Source organism: Hymenobacter bucti, assembly GCF_042681145.1.
Taxonomy (GTDB): domain Bacteria; phylum Bacteroidota; class Bacteroidia; order Cytophagales; family Hymenobacteraceae; genus Hymenobacter; species Hymenobacter bucti.
This window is the reverse complement of sequence record NZ_JBHUFD010000019.1, coordinates 331,207-346,924: the sequence shown is the minus strand read 5'-3', so window position 1 is coordinate 346,924 and position 15,718 is coordinate 331,207. Positions and strand designations below refer to the sequence as shown.

General features: G+C 59.9%; 14 protein-coding genes and 1 pseudogene. 7 read left to right on the top strand and 8 right to left on the bottom strand.

Features of this window, described 5'->3' with window-relative positions:
* Positions 1 to 149: 149 nt before the first annotated feature.
* The 5 genes from ACFSDX_RS25150 to ACFSDX_RS25130 all read right to left on the bottom strand — a co-directional run bounded on the left by ACFSDX_RS25150 (position 150) and on the right by ACFSDX_RS25130 (position 5,064).
* Complete coding sequence (locus tag ACFSDX_RS25150) at positions 150 to 587, bottom strand: ester cyclase (protein ID WP_382318744.1); 438 nt, start codon at positions 585 to 587, stop codon at positions 150 to 152.
* 142 nt (positions 588 to 729) lie between these two features.
* The gene (locus ACFSDX_RS25145; protein ID WP_382318742.1) at positions 730 to 1,113 is read right to left on the bottom strand and encodes a helix-turn-helix domain-containing protein; all 384 of its coding nucleotides are present in this window, start codon (positions 1,111 to 1,113) and stop codon (positions 730 to 732) included.
* 280 nt (positions 1,114 to 1,393) lie between these two features.
* Positions 1,394 to 2,335 carry an adenylate/guanylate cyclase domain-containing protein gene (locus ACFSDX_RS25140; protein ID WP_382318740.1) on the bottom strand — a complete coding sequence of 314 codons (942 nt, stop codon included), beginning with the start codon at positions 2,333 to 2,335 and terminating at the stop codon, positions 1,394 to 1,396.
* 313 nt (positions 2,336 to 2,648) lie between these two features.
* Positions 2,649 to 3,764: an alkene reductase gene (locus ACFSDX_RS25135; RefSeq protein WP_382318738.1), complete on the bottom strand. Its 1,116-nt coding sequence runs from the start codon at positions 3,762 to 3,764 to the stop codon at positions 2,649 to 2,651.
* 265 nt (positions 3,765 to 4,029) lie between these two features.
* On the bottom strand, positions 4,030 to 5,064 hold the full coding sequence (locus tag ACFSDX_RS25130; RefSeq protein ID WP_382318737.1) for an alpha/beta hydrolase fold domain-containing protein: 1,035 nt from the start codon (positions 5,062 to 5,064) through the stop codon (positions 4,030 to 4,032).
* Between the two features lie 536 nt (positions 5,065 to 5,600).
* Here ACFSDX_RS25130 and ACFSDX_RS25125 point away from each other — a divergent pair.
* From ACFSDX_RS25125 to ACFSDX_RS25095, 7 genes and pseudogenes are all read left to right on the top strand, one after another.
* Positions 5,601 to 6,668, top strand: a complete 1,068-nt coding sequence (locus ACFSDX_RS25125; RefSeq protein WP_382318735.1) for an alkene reductase — start codon at positions 5,601 to 5,603, stop codon at positions 6,666 to 6,668.
* Between the two features lie 81 nt (positions 6,669 to 6,749).
* A complete protein-coding gene (locus tag ACFSDX_RS25120; protein WP_382318733.1) occupies positions 6,750 to 7,691 on the top strand; it encodes an NAD(P)-dependent alcohol dehydrogenase in 942 nt (313 codons plus the stop codon).
* A 270-nt stretch (positions 7,692 to 7,961) separates the two neighbouring features.
* A pseudogene (locus tag ACFSDX_RS25115) lies at positions 7,962 to 8,105 on the top strand (MarR family transcriptional regulator); the annotation flags it as partial.
* Positions 8,106 to 8,120: 15 nt separating this feature from the next.
* The gene (locus tag ACFSDX_RS25110) at positions 8,121 to 8,549 is read left to right on the top strand and encodes a DUF2000 family protein (protein WP_382318764.1); all 429 of its coding nucleotides are present in this window, start codon (positions 8,121 to 8,123) and stop codon (positions 8,547 to 8,549) included.
* A complete protein-coding gene (locus tag ACFSDX_RS25105) occupies positions 8,501 to 8,659 on the top strand; it encodes a DUF2000 family protein (RefSeq protein ID WP_382318762.1) in 159 nt (52 codons plus the stop codon). The genes ACFSDX_RS25110 and ACFSDX_RS25105 overlap by 49 nt, the downstream gene beginning before the upstream one ends.
* Before the next feature lie 83 nt (positions 8,660 to 8,742).
* Positions 8,743 to 12,291 carry a BamA/TamA family outer membrane protein gene (locus ACFSDX_RS25100; protein ID WP_382318731.1) on the top strand — a complete coding sequence of 1,183 codons (3,549 nt, stop codon included), beginning with the start codon at positions 8,743 to 8,745 and terminating at the stop codon, positions 12,289 to 12,291.
* A gap of 56 nt (positions 12,292 to 12,347) precedes the next feature.
* Positions 12,348 to 12,968, top strand: coding sequence for an efflux RND transporter periplasmic adaptor subunit (locus ACFSDX_RS25095; RefSeq protein ID WP_382318729.1), 621 nt, complete (start codon positions 12,348 to 12,350; stop codon positions 12,966 to 12,968).
* A 166-nt stretch (positions 12,969 to 13,134) separates the two neighbouring features.
* On the opposite strand, the gene ACFSDX_RS25090 is transcribed toward ACFSDX_RS25095, so the two are convergent.
* The 3 genes from ACFSDX_RS25090 to ACFSDX_RS25080 form a co-directional block, all read right to left on the bottom strand.
* Positions 13,135 to 14,082: a quinone oxidoreductase family protein gene (locus ACFSDX_RS25090; protein WP_382318728.1), complete on the bottom strand. Its 948-nt coding sequence runs from the start codon at positions 14,080 to 14,082 to the stop codon at positions 13,135 to 13,137.
* Positions 14,083 to 14,116: 34 nt separating this feature from the next.
* Positions 14,117 to 15,013: an alpha/beta hydrolase family protein gene (locus tag ACFSDX_RS25085; RefSeq protein WP_382318726.1), complete on the bottom strand. Its 897-nt coding sequence runs from the start codon at positions 15,011 to 15,013 to the stop codon at positions 14,117 to 14,119.
* 78 nt (positions 15,014 to 15,091) lie between these two features.
* Positions 15,092 to 15,718 (bottom strand): SDR family NAD(P)-dependent oxidoreductase (locus ACFSDX_RS25080; RefSeq protein ID WP_382318725.1); only part of this gene is annotated, 627 nt, incomplete at its 5' end.

The window sequence follows — 15,718 nt, the reverse complement described above, 5'->3', positions numbered from 1 at the left end:
CGTTTTTGCGTGCGTATCCATAAAAGGAAGTTGTTGAAAAAGAGAAAGTTGAGCGGGCAAAAAGGCAGTGCAGAGAGGCCGCGCCTTGCCCAAGCCCCGCGCTGCGATAGCCGGCGGCCAGTAGGGGCCCGCGAGGAGGAGGTGGGGGGTTAGCTCAGGGCAAACCCCGCGTAGGACATGAATGCCCCGTCTTCTAGGTGCCAGGTGTGGGTGAGCTTACCGTCCCGCAGGTAGTGAAACTCGTGCAGGGCAATCGACACCGGGCTGCCAGGCGCCGCCGCACCCGGGATGTTGTGCGGGTTGGTGAAGCGGATTTCGGCGCGTACCCCGACCCGCTCGTGGGTGCCGAACAGTTCGTGGATAACGACCTCCGTATCGGGGAAGGCCGTGGTGAAGGCCCCCATGATGGCGCCCAGGCCCTGGGGACCGGGACCCTGGCCAGGACCGAGCGGAATGTCCTGCCAGTCGGGGGTGCAGACCTGGTCCAGCAGCTCGGGCTGCTTGGCTTTCCAGGCGGAATAAAACACTTCAATGGCGTGAATCTCGGCCGGGGTCAGGGGCTGGGAGGTGGGGGCAGGAAACAGCATACAATGGGGCGTTGGGTGAAGAACAAGACAAAGGTCCAGCGGGCACTAGCGGGCTATCCGGTGAGTATTTAAGTTTCTTATCGAGGGGGAGCCGCGGGCCACGAAACCTAGCTCTTTTCTGGGCCGCGCTAGTAGAAAAGCGCTAGCTGGCAGCATTGAAAAGTTGCCGGCGGTACTCGGTGGGCGTAACGCCTTCGTAGAGCTTAAAGAACTTGGTAAAATTGGAGGCATCGTAAGTCAGGCGGGCGGCCACGCTGCTTACCGTGGCCGCCGGGTTGGCCAGCAAGGCTTTGGCTTCTTGCAAAATGCGCTGCTCGAAAAAGTAGCACGGGTGGCGGCCGGTGTGGGCTTTGACGATGGCGCTGACGTGCGTCGGGTGCAGGCACATCACGCTAGCAATGTCCTTGATGTGGCCCATTTCTTCGAGCCTGCCAGCCATAAAATCGTCCATCTGCTGGTTCATCACGTGGACGAAAGAGGCGCTGATTTCCGCCTGCCGGCTCAGATACTGCTGTGGAATAAGCATGATGAAGAACGGGTTACCTCAGATTACAACTATTGATTCCGTACTTGCCCCGCTCAAATGCGAGGGCGAATTTGCGTTTTTACCACCCGGTAACATCGGTGCCAAACTTGTCAGTCAGGGTACTGGATTTGCGCACTGAATACGGGTGTGCGGGGCGGCCTACCCACCAGAAAAAGCAATTGTGGCGACTCAAGGCCCGCTTGCTCTTTATCTGAGCCGGGGTTAGCATCGTTTTTCGCTCCGCTGTAACAAGAGCCGTTGAATCAGGGACAAGTAAGTACTACTCTGTAGCCCTTGCCACGACCTCTTGTTCTGCTTCAGGGGCCACCTCGTAAAGGCGGTGCAGCCCTTTCTTGCCCTTGAGTGACGCCAGAAAGCCCTGCCGCACCACCAGGCTCGGTCCGGCTGCTTCCACTACCGCTTCGGACACCAGGAAGGAGGTGCCGTACTCTTTATTCGCGCTTTCGATGCGGGCGGCCATATTCACCGTGTCGCCGATGGTGGCCAGCTTGCGGAAGCTGTGCCCGCCAATGTGGCCTACCACTGCCTCACCGTAGTGCAGCCCAATGCGCACGTGAAAGGAGCAGCCGTACATCTGCTCCATGTAAGGGTTGAGTTGTTCAACCCCACGGAGCATAGCGCGGCCCGCTGCCAGCGCATCGGTCACGGCCGTGGCCGGGTGGCTCAGGCCAAAGACCACCATCAGCCCGTCGCCGATAAAGTCGCTGATGTGGCCGTTGTGAGCGACCACGATTTTACTCATCACCCCGAAGTAGCGGTTGAGTAGATGGATGACGTCGTAGGGCGGCAGCTCGTCGGCCAACATGGTGTAGTTCTGAATGTCCGAAAATAAGACGGCTACTTGCTGCAGCTGGCCCAGTTGCTGGTCGGAGTGCTGCAATTCTTGGGCAGCCAATTCTAGGTCGAGCGTATCAAGAATGGGCCGCGAGAGGCGCACATCGTCGCCCACCACGGTTGTCTGACAGGCTAGGCGCACGGAGGCGGGTAGATGCAGGCGGTCTGCCAGGACCTGCTCGGCAGCGTTGCGGGGCGAGCAGTGCGCCAAGCCAGCTAGTATTTGCACCCGGCATGTCGAGCATACTGACCGGCCGCCGCAGGCGTGCGCGTGCGGAATGCCCTGGCGCAGCGTAGCCGCCAAAATAGTTTCGCTGAGGGCGATGGACAGCAGGCGGTCGTCGGGCAGCGCGAAAAGGTGCGGCATAAATGGCAATTAGCAGTCAGTAGGCAAAGATGCTAGACTACCAATCCAGGAGCATCGATAAAGACAAAAAATTAACCTGACTGCGGGCAAGTATGCGGAGTAACAGCGTCACCCTATGCAGGTTGAACAACCTACCTAGGGTAGATATGCCCTGACATAAATCAAGGGACAATGGCCCGTTTGACCGGCTGTATTGCCAAAAATTAACTAAGATGTTGCTACTCCTAGCAACATCTTAGTTGACTAGCCGCTACCGCAACTTAAAGCGTGCAGACCGTTCTGAAGAAAGTTTACTGACCTTCCAGTGTGCGGTTTATACGGTAACCGACAGCGTGCTTGCTTCCTTGGCGGTTGGATAACTGGTGTAGCCGTCGGCGAAGCCGCCAGGGCCGGGGGCGTAGTAAGTAGCGGGGTCAGAGGGAGCCAGCGGCACGTTGTGCTGGAGCCGCGCCACAAGGTCAGGGTTCGAGACGAATGGCCGGCCCACCGACACCAGGTCAGCCAAACCGCTGTCCAACATGCTCTCAATGGCCTCCACCGTGTCGAGGCCCCCGTTGACAATGATGGGATTAGTGAATTTGGCCCGGATATTCTTAGCCGTTTGGGCGGGCCCTTCGCCTAAATATGACAGGTTGACCAGGTGCAAATACGCCAGGTTCAGTTTCTGCAATTCATCTGCCAGATAGGCGTAAGTCTCCTCGATTTCGGCGTAGTTCGGCTGGTCGTTGAACGTGCTCCAGGGTGAAAGCCGGATGCCGGTGCGCTCCGCCCCGATGGCGGCGGCAATGGCCCCGATGGTTTCGAGCACGAAGCGGGCGCGGTTCTGCACGCTGCCGCCGTACTCGTCGGTACGCTGGTTGGAAGCTGGATTGAGAAATTGCTCGACCAGGTAGCCATTGGCCCCGTGCAGCTCTACGCCATCGAAACCGGCTTCGAGAGCTAGTTTGGCCGATTGGGCGTGCTGTTGCACGACGGATTTCACCTCGGCAGTGGTCAGGGCCCGCGGCGTGGGGTGGTCCTGCATCTGCTGTTGGTCGGTCCACATCTGGCCCTGGGCGGCAAGGGCAGAAGGGGCTACTCCTTCAGCCCCGGCCGGCAGGTTGAGCGGATGAAAAATGCGACCCGTGTGCATAAGCTGCACGAAAATCTTACTCCCCTGCTGGTGCACGGCATCAGTGGTGAGCTTCCAGCCGGCCACCTGCGCCGCGTTGTAGAGGCCCGGAATGCGGGCATAGCCCAGGCCGTCGGCCGAGGGCGCCGTGCCTTCGGTGAGGAGCAGGCCGGCGGTGGACCGCTGCCGGTAGTACTCGGCCATCATTTCATTGGGGATGCTACCTAGGGCGCGGCTGCGGGTCATGGGGGCCAATACCAAGTGATTAGCCAAAGGGAGAGCCGCTAGCTTGGTCGGATCAAATGCTTTCGTTGACATAAATTCAGAATTAAGTAGTTGGCGAACTTGCAAAAGCTCGAACCAACTGGTGAAAAAACAGAAAATATTAAAAGAAAAAACTTTTATTGCCAGTAATAAAGGCAATAGCTTGATAGGCAATTGCTTTGAATAATCAACGAGCTTACCTATTCTTCCAGTTGATTTAACTTCTGGAGTAAAAAGTCCTGCCTAGATAGCTTTTTCGCCTGGTTAGCAATTACAGTATTATTCTTTTTGAAAATATTGCCATAATTGGCAAGCATTATCATTTCGTGTTGGCAGCAAGAAAGTCTTTGATGTCTTTCATTGCTTCTACCGACTCCTTAGATTGAATGCTTGAAATAAGCCAAACATGCTTTTGTCCTTGATATTCCTTTAATTTCGATTCTTTTTGAACTGGCTTTATAAAAGCATAGAAATTTTTTGCATCGTCGTTCAACACTTCATCAGTGCCTACCAATAAAAACACCGGCGGAAAACTATTGAATTTCAATTCGCTGGGGTCTGCTTCCTTTATTCCATTTGGAGCATAGTAAGCAGCATGCTCTTGCAGGCTTTTTTTGCTTAACACCGGGTCAACGGCTTGCTTCGTTACATAGGACTTATTATCACATTTCAAATTTATCCAAGGGGATATTAGCGCTAAAGAAGTAGGAATAGGCAATTTAGCCACCTGGATGTCGTGCACTAACGATACAGCCAAGCCACCACCCGCACTATCACCGATAATCGTAATCTTATGATTGGGGTATTTCTTCTTAATTTCCCTGTATACTTTCAATATCTCATTATTAGCGGCTGGGAATGGCTTTTCGGGTACTAATGAATATTCTACGTATAGCATCGGCGCATTCAACGTGCCAGATAAATGACTTACCAGTGCTCGATAAGAGTTTATACTGCCTAGGGCGTATACTCCACCGTGTAAATAAATAATTATCTCCTTTTTATTCAAGAGATTTTGATTGAACCAATAACACTTAACACCTGAAACCAGAGTTTCAGTAACTGAAACGTTGCTGTTTGGAGGATAAGCTTTTCCTAATGTTTCATAAAAAGCCCTCTCCTTAGTAATTTTCTGGATTATGCTATCATTTACAGCTTGAGCATTCAACCGGAAATTAAAAAACAGAAGCAATGCTAATGCAAAGCATGCTTTCAATAAGCTAACCATCGTTTTTTCAGGTGATTTTTGGCGGAGATTTTTCATTTGATTTGACGGATTTTCCCAATTAATGGGGTTCATTGATATGGTTCTTATTTTGTCCAAAGCAGAATTTGATTTGAATACCTTTTCCAATTTTTTAAGAAGCAGCCGCACTACCATTAATTTCTCACTCCTAGGGTCGAGGAGAACGGTGCAACGGTAGTAGCTGCGCTGGTTGGTCTAGTGGCACCCCCCAGCACGGCGCTAGCTGCTGTTACGCTAGCGTGGAAAAGGCTACTCTAATGCCTTTTTCGCTCGCTAGGATGCGGTAGATGTCCCCACTACGGATACGCTTGGCCCGGCTTCGGAGCCCCGGTCTACGGGGTGCTTCTTGTTGGCTTCCATCTGGTTAGCTTCCATCTTGCTTTGGCTAAATGCACTGCAAAGGTGGGCGGAACGCCCGACCGGAAAATAGTCTCATAGGGTAACAAATCAGTCCTATCCGACAAAGCGGATTATCCTGCCGACGCTTCCCATAAAGCGTGAAAACAAGAAGCCAGGAGGCTTCATCTGGCAGGTAGCTTGGCTAACAGCCTGGTCGCTTCGGACTGTTTTTTCGCCGTTTTGGGCTATTCTTCGGTCTTGAAAAAGGCCAACTTTGCTTTGTAAAACTTAGCGTACGCCGCCACATGAAAATGCTACTATCGCCCTTTGTGAAGGGCGCCCTACAGCTAAAAAATCACATTGTGATGGCCCCGACGACCAGAAGCCGGGCGCTGCACAATTTGCCGAATGGGTTGATGGCCACGTATTACAAGCAGTGCGCCGGCGCTGGCCTGGTCATTACCGAAGGCACCTCACCCAGCCCGGAAGGCTTGGGCTACCCCCGCATGCCGGGTATCTTCTCCGGGGCGCAGGTGGCAGGCTGGCAGGCCACCACGAAGGCCGTGCACGCCGGCGATTCCAAGATTTTTCTGCAATTGATGCACACCGGCCGGATTGCCCACGTCACCAATTTGCCGGATGGCTACCAGCCGGTAGGGCTCTCGGCTATCAAGGCCGCTGGGGACATTTTTTCCGACCAGGCCGGGGTGCAGGAACACTCCGTGCCGGTCGTCCTGGATGCCGCTGGCCTGGCGCAGCTGATTACTGATTTTGTACAGGCGGCGGCTAATGCTAGCCAGGCCAGTTTTGACGGGGTGGAACTGCACGCGGCCAACGGCTACCTCCTAGAGCAATCCCTAAACCCGCACGTCAATAACCGAACGGACACCTACGGCGGTAGTAGGGAAAACCGCAGTCGCTTGACCCTAGAAATCGCCGAAAAGATAGCTCGGGCCATCGGGCCGGAGAAGGTGGGGGTGCGCCTCTCGCCTTACTCTGCGCTGCACGATATGCCGGCCTACGACAAAGAAGAAGTACACCAGACCTACGCTTACCTGAGTGGCGAGTTGAACCGCTTAGGTATTGCCTACCTCCACGTTTCCGACAATGCTGCGATTCCGCAGAAAACGCACCAGGCCATCCGCCGGGCCTTTACCAACACCCTTATCTACGGCAACCGACTAAGCGCCGAGACTGCCGAAGCAAAGTTGCAGGCCGGGGCGGCCGACTTGGTAGCTTTCGGCCGAAGCTTCCTATCAAATCCTGACTTCATTAAAAGAGCCGGAAAAAACGAAGCCTTTACTGCGGTGGATAGCGTGGCCCTTTACTCTGCTAACGCACAAGAGTATACCGCTTACCCTGTACTGGACTAATTGGCCCTTACCGAATTAATTCACCACAAGAACCGGCGGCTATTAAAGCAGCCTTTTTCAAACCATTAAAGCAACAATAACGTGAGAAAAGTAATCTATAAACAGTTCGGGGACGAAAGCGTGCTGGAACTGGTAGAGCAAGCGGTGCCCACACCGAAGCAGAACCAAGTGCTAATCCGGGTAAAAGCGGTTTCCATCAATCCCCTGGATTGGAAGGTCTATGGCGGCGAAATGAAACTGATGTCAGGTTCTAAGTTTCCCAAAGCAGTCGGGATTGATTTCGCGGGCGTTGTCGAAAGCAGCGGCAGCCTCGCTACTCGCTACAAGGCCGGCGATGAGGTGCTTGGCCTGCTGGATGTTTTCAAGGGCGGCGCCCTGGCCGACTACGTGGTGGTCCAGGAAACCGACATTGCCTTAAAGCCTGGCAATAGCTCTTTTGAAGAGGCCGCGGCGCTGCCCCTCACTGGGCTTTCCGCTTTACAGATAATCGATAAGCTGGCGGCAGTTGGCAAAAATCAGGAAGTTTTAATCAACGGCGCGACCGGCGGGATTGGGGTGTTCGCCGTGCAGCTGGCCAAAAAACGGGGTGCAATAGTGACCGCAGTGGTGGGTACGGAAGGAGTTGCCCAGGCCAAGCAATGGGGGGCTGATACAGTACTTGACTATACCCGGCAAGACATCCAGCGGCTAGACCAACGGTTCGACGCGGTGATTGACTTATCCACGAAGCTCTCTTTCAAAGCAGCCAAAAAGCTGATGAAGAGCCGCGCCGTATTTATCACCACGCTCGCGGCCCCCGTGACGCTCGTCCGCTCTTTCTTTAATAATCTCTTTTCCAGCCGAAAGTTAAAAGTCCTAATAGTAAAACCATCAGCCGAGGGCTTGCAAACGCTAGCTAAGCTGGCTGAAAAAGACCTGCAAATTGTGCTGGCTAAGACGTATTCCATCAACCAAGTTAGAGAGGCCTACCGGGAAACGAGCCGGGGTAGAACCATTGGAAAGTCCGTGATTGTACTCGATTAGAGGTCAATGCCCCAAGCTCTCAACACAGCGTAAATTTTTCATTGTACCGTGCCGGGGGCTAAGCGGGCAGCGGATTCAAATAGTGTCAGTTTTACCCTTTTGATGTACTGTTGTAAGTACTTACGTAAGTGTAAAACAATGATGAATTTTTTCGAATGAATGGATTCCGTTGCGCTGGGTAGCCGTTTACGCCGGCTGAGTGAGCAGATGATCGGGCAAGCCGCCGAAGTATACGCGCTCTACCACTTGCCTTTCTAGCCGCGGTGGTTCCCAGTTTTTTATGCGGTGGCCGAACAGCCGGGGCAATCGGTGGGCGAGTTAGCCCAACGGATTGGCCACACCCACGCGGCCGTGAGCCAGGTCGTAAAGGAATTAGTCAAATACGACTTGGTAAGTATCGAACGGGGAGAAGCTGACCTGCGCCGTAGCATGGTGGCCCTCACTGACAAAGGTGCCCACCTATGGCCGGCTTTGCAAGCGCAAGACTATGGCCGGCACGCCGTCGCCCTACGAGCGGTGCAACATTCCAATGGAACTTCTGCTAACCCCCTGATGCCCATTTATGACCATAAAATTCCGATTGTCTTGAGCGGTGACCTCCTTGATTGGCAAGAGCTCAACGTAACGGCTTTCCTGGCTAACTCGGCAGCAATTCAATTCCCCGAAACGCACGGGCAAGCCTTGGTTACGGCTTCCAAATCCGCCTTTCTGCCTTTCCTCAAGCATCCCATATTGGTGTACCGCGCCGAAGGCCCGGCCGAAGTGCGGAAAGCGTTTGAGCGAGCACGGGAACGGGGGGCCACCTCGGCATTTACACCCGGCCGCTCTTTGCGACCAAGAATGAGGAGGGAAATGTAGCCGAGATTTCCCGCTTACCCGACGAGGAGCACGAGCTCGTGGGGATTATCCTGTATAGGGAGAATAAGCCAGTCGATAAGGCACTGAAAGGATTGAAGTTTCATCCTTAATGAGGAAGAAAAGGAATTTTCCTAAGCTTTACACACCACTAAGCGTGGCTTTATTGAACACAGGTTTTCACTTTGGTTAGCGCATGAAATACCTTCGGTCTATCCCGTTGCTGCTGCTGGCAATACGCTTCCTGGCCCACGGGGCGGCTTGGGCCCAGCCAACCCTGGCAAGTACCGTGTTTGTGGTGGGGGGCCGCAGCCGGGGGCCGGCCGAACTGCTGCAAACGCTGCACGCGGTAGCCGCGCAGGCCGCCCCGCTCGGCGGGCGCAGCACGCTGGTGGTGCTCGATGACCGGCTGGGCGACCGCCTACTGGCCAACGAGAAGGGCAAGGGGACCGCGGCGGCGCTGCTGGCGCAACTGCATACCTTTCCGGGCCGGCTGGTAGTGGTGCCCGGCGGAGCCGATGCGCCGGGCGACGCCCAGGCGGCCCGGCTGCTGGCTGCCCCCGCCGGCCGGCCCGATGCGCTGCTGCCCGACGGCCGCTGCCCCGACCCCGTGGAGCTGCGCCTCGACGCCCAGCACACGCTAGTTGTATTGAACACGGGCTGGTGGCTGCGCGCCCCGGCCCCGCCCGACCAGCCGGGCCCCTGCGCCACCCAAGACCCTGCCGCTGTGCTGGCGTTGCTCGACGACATCCTGCGCCGCAACCAGGGCCGCCAGGTGCTGCTGGTGGGGCAGCAGGCGCTGGCCCTGGCCCACCGCCCGCTGCCGCTGCCGCTGCCGCTGCTGCCCAATCCGCGCTACGAGCTGCTGCGCACCTCCCTGCGCAGCATCCTTGAAAAATACCCTGGCCTGACCTACGTGAGCGCCCAGGGGCCCCACCGCGCCCGTTACGACGAGGAGCACGCCCTGTACTACTTCCGCAGCGGCCCGGCGGCCCCCCACGCGGCCCCGGCCGACGTGCTGGCGACACCCGCCGCCGCGGCCTACCACGGCTTCACGCGCCTGGAGTACACCCCCGATGGCCAGGTGCGGGCCACCTACTGGGTGCCCGATGCTGCGCACCCCAACGGCCAGTCGGTGGTGGCCGAGCGGCACTGGCGCACGCTCGACCTGGCCCCCGGGGCCCCGGCCGACACCTTTGCCGCGGCCCGCATGCCCCGGCCGCCGATGGTGGCGGTGGTGCCGGCCAGCACCCACTACCAGGCGGGGCGGTTCCGCACGTGGCTGCAAGGGGCCAACTACCGCCGCGAGTGGCGGCAGCCCGTGGCCGTGCCGGTGCTGGACCTGGCCACCGCCCAGGGCGGCCTCACGCCGCTCAAGCGCGGCGGGGGCCTGCAAACGCAGTCGCTGCGGCTGCGGGCGGCCAGCGGGCAGGAGTTCGTGCTGCGCTCGGTGGAGAAGAATACCAACGGCTCGGTACCCGATTTCCTGCACCACACCCTGGCGGCGGCCATTGTGCAGGACCAGATTTCGGCCGCCCACCCCTACGCTGCGCTGCTAGTGCCGCCGCTGGCTGAGGCGGTAGGGGTAGGGCACACCAGCCCGCAACTCGTGCTCGTGCCCGACGACCCGCGCCTGGGCATTTACCGCCGCGAGTTCGCCGGCTCGCTCGCCCTGCTCGAAGCCCGCGACCCCGCTCCGCCCAAAAGCTTTACGGGCCAGCCCGAGCGCAAGAAATACGGTACGGCTGACGTGCTAACCCAGCTGCAAGCCGACCCGCGCAACCGCGTAGACCAGCGCGCCGTGCTGCGCGCCCGCCTGCTGGATATGGTGCTCGCCGACTGGGACCGCCACGACGACCAGTGGCGCTGGCTGGCCTACCCCCGGCCGGGTGGCGGCAAGCTGTTTCGGGCCGTGCCTCGCGACCGCGACCAGGCGCTGTTCGTCAACGAGGGCTTTTTGCCGCACCGCGCCCGCGCCGAGTACCTACTGCCCCGCATTCAGGGCTTTGACAAGGACTTCCAGAATGTGAATAGCTTCAATTTCAATGCCCGCTACTTCGACCGCTCCTTTCTGACCCAGCTCAGCCGCGCTGACTGGCGGGCCCTGGCCGACTCGGTGCAGGCCAGCCTCCCCGACGAGGTGCTGGCGGCGGGCCTGCGCCAGTGGCCCGATTCGATTTATCGCCTCTCGGGCCCCGCCGTGCTGGCCAAGCTGCAAGCCCACCGGGCGCACCTGCCGGAGTGGGCCGACCAGTATTACCGCTTCCTGGCCCACAACGTGGACGTGGTGGGCAGCGACGGCCCCGAGGAGTTTGAGGTGCTGCGCCAGGACGATGCCCACACCCAGCTAAGGGTTTATGAATTACTGGCTAACGAGCAGCGCGGGGCCGTGCGCTACCAGCGCACGTTCGCCACCGACGAGACACAGGAAATCCGCCTCTACGGGCAGGGCGGCGGCGACGTATTTGCGCTGCAAGGCACGGTGCAGCACGGGCCGGTGGTGCGCGTGGTGGGCGGCGAAGGCACTGATACGCTGCGCGATAACTCGCGCGTGCGCAGCGGCCGCCGGCGCGTCACGGCCTACGACACGCCCGCCGGCCTGGCCGTGGCCGCCCGCGGCCCCGACACCAAACTGCGCCTCGGTGCCCGGCCCGAGGTAAACCAATACGACCGCCTGGCCTTCCAGTACCCCTTCGCGGGGCCGCTCTACCCCCTGAGCTACAACGTAGATGACGGCCTGTTTGTGGGCCTCGGGCTGCTGCTGCGCCGGCCGGGCTTCCGCAAGTTGCCCTGGGCGGCCACCCACCAGTTCACGGCCAACGTGGCCCTGCGCACGGGGGCTTTCAGTTTCGGCTACGAAGGCGATTTTGCGCAGGTCGTGGGTCCCTTCGACTTGCGGGTGCGCGCCGCCGTGCAGGCCCCCAACTACGTGCGCAGCTTCTACGGCCTGGGCAACGATACCCAATTGGCCCCCGACGAGCCCATCAGCGCGGCCTACTACCGGGTGCGCTTTCGCAACCTGGCCCTGGCCGCCCTGCTGCGCCGCCGGCTAAGCGCGCGCAGCACGGTGTTTGGCGGGCCGGTGTACCAGGGCGTGGATGTGCAGGAGCAGCCCGGCCGCATCCTCGACCGCAACCCCGACCCGCGCCTGCACCCCGATAAGTTATTCGAGGCCAAGCAGTACCTGGGTACCCGCCTGGGCTACGAGCTCACCAGCCTGCACGTCCGCGCCGAACTGCCGCAGGGCGTGGCCGGCCAGGCCGAGCTGCTGGCCCTGCGCCCGCTCACGGCCAGCGCTCGGCCACTCACCCAGCTCACGGCGGCGCTGGCCGTGTACCGCAGCTTCCGGTTTCCGCTACGCCTGACCTTGGCCACGCGCTTCGGCGGCACCGTCAATCTCAGCGACGACTACGAGTTTTTTCAGGCGGCTACCCTCGGCGGGCTCGCCAGCCTGCGCGGCTTCGGCCGCACCCGATTTGCCGGCCGCCAGAGTGCTTACAACAACACCGAAGTGCGCCTGCAAGTGGCCCATTTTCGCAGCTACCTGCTGCCGGCCACCTTCGGCCTGCTGGCCTTCCACGACGTGGGCCGGGTGTGGGTGCCGGGCGAAACCTCCCGCACCTGGCACCGCGGCTACGGCCCCGGTCTGTGGCTAGCCCCTACGCCGCAGGTAGTACTGGCCGCCATGTACGGCATCTCGGCCGAAGGCCGGCTACCGCTTATTCGCCTGGGCTTCTTCTTTTAAGGCGAGCCGCCTGCCTGCTAGACCCGTCGCTCATTCACCCGTTTTTTGCCCTCCTCATGAAGGTATCTTTTCTGCTCTTGCTCGCCCTTGCGGCCGGCGCGGGCCTTCTTTACTGGCGGGGCCAGTGGACACCTGGCCCCGCCAGTAAAGAAGGCCCTGCCACAATAGCCCGGCCAGCGCTGGAGGCCCTGTTGGGGACGGGTACCGTGCTGACCAGTCATTCTTTTCCGCTGACCATGCACCGGCATGGCCCCATTAAGCATTTGTATGTAGGAGATGGTCAGCATGTTATTCGAGGAGAACTCCTGCTGAAGTATTACGACTACACATTTCTGATGGCCCCGACAGCGGGCATTGTCACACAGTTTTTCACCGACGCCCGTGACCAGCGCTCGCCAGGCGAGTCCGTTTTCTTTTTCACGGAAGGCACGCCCTTTCGCCTGCGGCTACCCGCCGGCCCAGCCAACGATACACTAGCGGTGGGGCAGCGGGTACAGGTGCAAAGCACGCAGCACCCGGCGCAGGTCGTGACTGGGGTGATTCTGGCCATTCAATCTGAGCGCACGGCCTGTATCCTCGACCTGCGGTTGTTGACCGTGGTCCATGAGCCGCTGCTCGCTCAAGCCCAGGTTCAGGTAAATAGATTGCCTAGTCCTATAAAGGCTCAACCCAGATAGGTGGTAGTAAGTAAAGATTATCCCCCTTCCCTATTGAGTGCCCCACCAACTCAATCAGCATCAGACTACTCCCTGTTATAAAGCTGCGCTGAAGATGATTTAGAGGAAGCTTAAGGGGCAACAGTGCTTCAAGAGAGTCCGGCGCGGGCGTTGTGGCGGCAACTCCTCAAAAAAGCAGTACCACTTTGCCTTGCGTCTGGCGTGATTCCAGGTCGTGCTGTGCGGTTTGTACCGCCGCAATCGGATAGGTCTGGACAGGTAAGCGCAGCTTGCCGGCCCGGAAGTAGCCGAGTAATTCGTCAGTGTACTCCCCAAACCGGGCCATTTCGGCAAACACCGTGTACCCCCGGACCGCCTGCCGCTGCCCAATAAGCTGTTGAGCCTCCAGCTTGGTAGGCTCGCCGCTGGCGGCCCCGTACACGACGCTGGTGCCCCCGGCCCCGAGTGCTTGCAGGGCCTGCGCGCCCACTAGGCCACCCACGGCATCAAAGACGGCCGCCACGCCCTGGCCCGCCGTGGCCGCGCGCACCTGCTGCACCCAGTCGGCCTCAGCATAATTCACGACTATGTCGGCCCCACTAGCCTGCGCAGCCGCCTTTTTGGCGTCGCTGCCTACGGCGGCAATCACCTGCTGGCCCCGGTTCTTGGCCACCTGCACCAGCAGGGAGCCTACCCCCCCGGCCGCCGCCAGCACCAGTACCGAGGCATAGGGGCCCGTGTTGAGCAGCCCCACGGCGGTCGGGCCCTGGGCCAGCAGGGCCGTAGCCTCCGCGTACCCTAGCTCTGCCGGCAAGGGAATCACTTGTGCGGCCGGGACTACAACGTAGGCGGCGTAGCCGCCGCTGGGCAGCATCGCCATCACCCGCTGGCCTACCTCCACCGTCGTCACGCCCTCGCCCAGCGCCGCAATGGTGCCGGCTACCTCATAGCCCGGCACATAAGGCAACGTGAGGGGGGTTGGCGTGCTGCCCTTCCGCTGCCAGATGTCGGCGTAGTTGACCCCCGCGGCGGCTACTTGCAGCAGGACCTGGCCCGCTCCCGGCTGAGGCGTGGGCACGTCCACCAGCTGCAACACCTCGGCCTCGCCATATTCAGAAAATTGTACTACTTGCATAAAGTTGGGTGATTATTGCTCCAATCATTCATTTTTATTTGGATTCCACGCGCCCTAGGGGGCTAGGATTTTCCGCCAGTGCCTGGTTCGCCAGTTGCCAGCTGGCATCTCCTGGGTAGAGCGTGCTGCGCAAAAAAGCCCCGGTAAGCTGGGCCACCAAAGCCACCCGGGCGGGGCTCTCGTCGGTCGTTTCCGCCGCATCGTAGCCCGACACGCCGCCGAGCATATGCCCCCCACCAAAGAGCGTCAGCAAGGATTTTGGGCCGGGACTGTGGAAGTAGGGGTCGGCGTGCCAGTCGGCTCCCCGCGTGGTAAAGTGGGGCGACACGTCTTCATCGCCTACCACCACCAGGGTCGGAGTGGTCATTTCGGCAAAGCTGGGGTGCCGGAAGGCGGGCATCCGCGCCGCTACTGCCGGGTGGATGTCGGCCCCGCCCTGGCCGGGCGCGGCCAGCAGCGCCCCCGCCGTAATGCGGGGTTCAACCAAACTCACCCGCGTGCCGTCCTCATCGGTCAGCTGCGCGCCCAGCAGCAGCCCAGCCGTGTGCCCGCCCATCGAGTGCCCGACCACCGCGATGCGGCGCTGGTCCAGGCGGCCGGCAATTTCCGGCACGGTCGCCTCCAACACTGCCAGCTGGTTGAGAATGTAGCGCATGTCCTCCGCGCGGGACCGCCAGAAAAGGGGCGCCCCAGGCGCCGCGGCTACCCGACTATCGCCGCTGAGCGTTTTCGAGCTCAGGTGGGTCGGCTGAATTACAACAAAGCCCTGCGCGGCCCACGCCTGCACCAGCGGGCCGTAGCCTAGCGAGGAAGAAAGGTAGTTGGACCCGCCCTGGCCGTGCGAGAGCAGAATAATGGGCAGGTCGCGCCCGATGCGGGGGGCGGTGATGCGCAGGTGCAGGTCTAAGGCGCGGCCGGGTGCCGCCAGCACCACCGGCCCGATGGAAAAGGACGACCGAGAGCGCTACGCTCCCGGTGCCCGAAGCTAGTTGGGTGTCCATGCGCGGGGTTACCACGGAATTTCGCCCGTCACGGGCGTGTTTTCCTCGCTGATAAATTTGCCCGTGGGGCCGTCTTCCCCGACCAGCACGTATTTGGCTATCCGGGTGCCGGCCTCCTCCACGGTGCCGGTGCCCCGGTGGCCGTTGAGGTCGGTGGCCGTAAAGCCGGGGTCCACGGCATTCACTCTAAACGCCGTGTCGCGCAGCTCGTAGGCCAGCACGATAGTGTACATGTGCAGCGCCGCCTTCGAGGCCGGATAAACCGCGCCCTTGTGATGGTAGTACTTCCAGTCGGGGTCGCTGCTTAAGGTCAGCGACGCGCCGCTGGAGCCCACGTTGACGATGCGGGGCTGGGGCGCCGGCCGCAGCAGGTCAATAAAGGTCTGGGTGACCTGCACCACCCCAAACACGTTGGTGGCAAACACCTCCTGGAACGTGGCCACGGCGGCCCCGAGAGCCGTTTGCGGCATCCCGCCCGTGATGGCGGCATTGTTGACGAGGGCGTCGAGGACCTGCGTTTTCCGGCCGATTTCGGCGCGAGCGGCTTGCACCGAGTCGGCGCTGGTGACGTCTAGCTGAATGGCTTCTACCTCGGCCAGCCCTTCGGCGTGGAGCTGCTGGGCCGCGACCTGGCC

Coding starts and splice junctions, on each gene's coding strand:
- ACFSDX_RS25150 (WP_382318744.1), bottom strand. CDS start 587: ATGCTGTTTCCTGCCCCCACCTCCCAGCCCCTGACCCCGGCCGAGATT.
- ACFSDX_RS25145 (WP_382318742.1), bottom strand. CDS start 1,113: ATGCTTATTCCACAGCAGTATCTGAGCCGGCAGGCGGAAATCAGCGCC.
- ACFSDX_RS25140 (WP_382318740.1), bottom strand. CDS start 2,335: ATGCCGCACCTTTTCGCGCTGCCCGACGACCGCCTGCTGTCCATCGCC.
- ACFSDX_RS25135 (WP_382318738.1), bottom strand. CDS start 3,764: ATGTCAACGAAAGCATTTGATCCGACCAAGCTAGCGGCTCTCCCTTTG.
- ACFSDX_RS25125 (WP_382318735.1), top strand. CDS start 5,601: ATGAAAATGCTACTATCGCCCTTTGTGAAGGGCGCCCTACAGCTAAAA.
- ACFSDX_RS25110 (WP_382318764.1), top strand. CDS start 8,121: ATGGTGGCCCTCACTGACAAAGGTGCCCACCTATGGCCGGCTTTGCAA.
- ACFSDX_RS25100 (WP_382318731.1), top strand. CDS start 8,743: ATGAAATACCTTCGGTCTATCCCGTTGCTGCTGCTGGCAATACGCTTC.
- ACFSDX_RS25095 (WP_382318729.1), top strand. CDS start 12,348: ATGAAGGTATCTTTTCTGCTCTTGCTCGCCCTTGCGGCCGGCGCGGGC.
- ACFSDX_RS25090 (WP_382318728.1), bottom strand. CDS start 14,082: ATGCAAGTAGTACAATTTTCTGAATATGGCGAGGCCGAGGTGTTGCAG.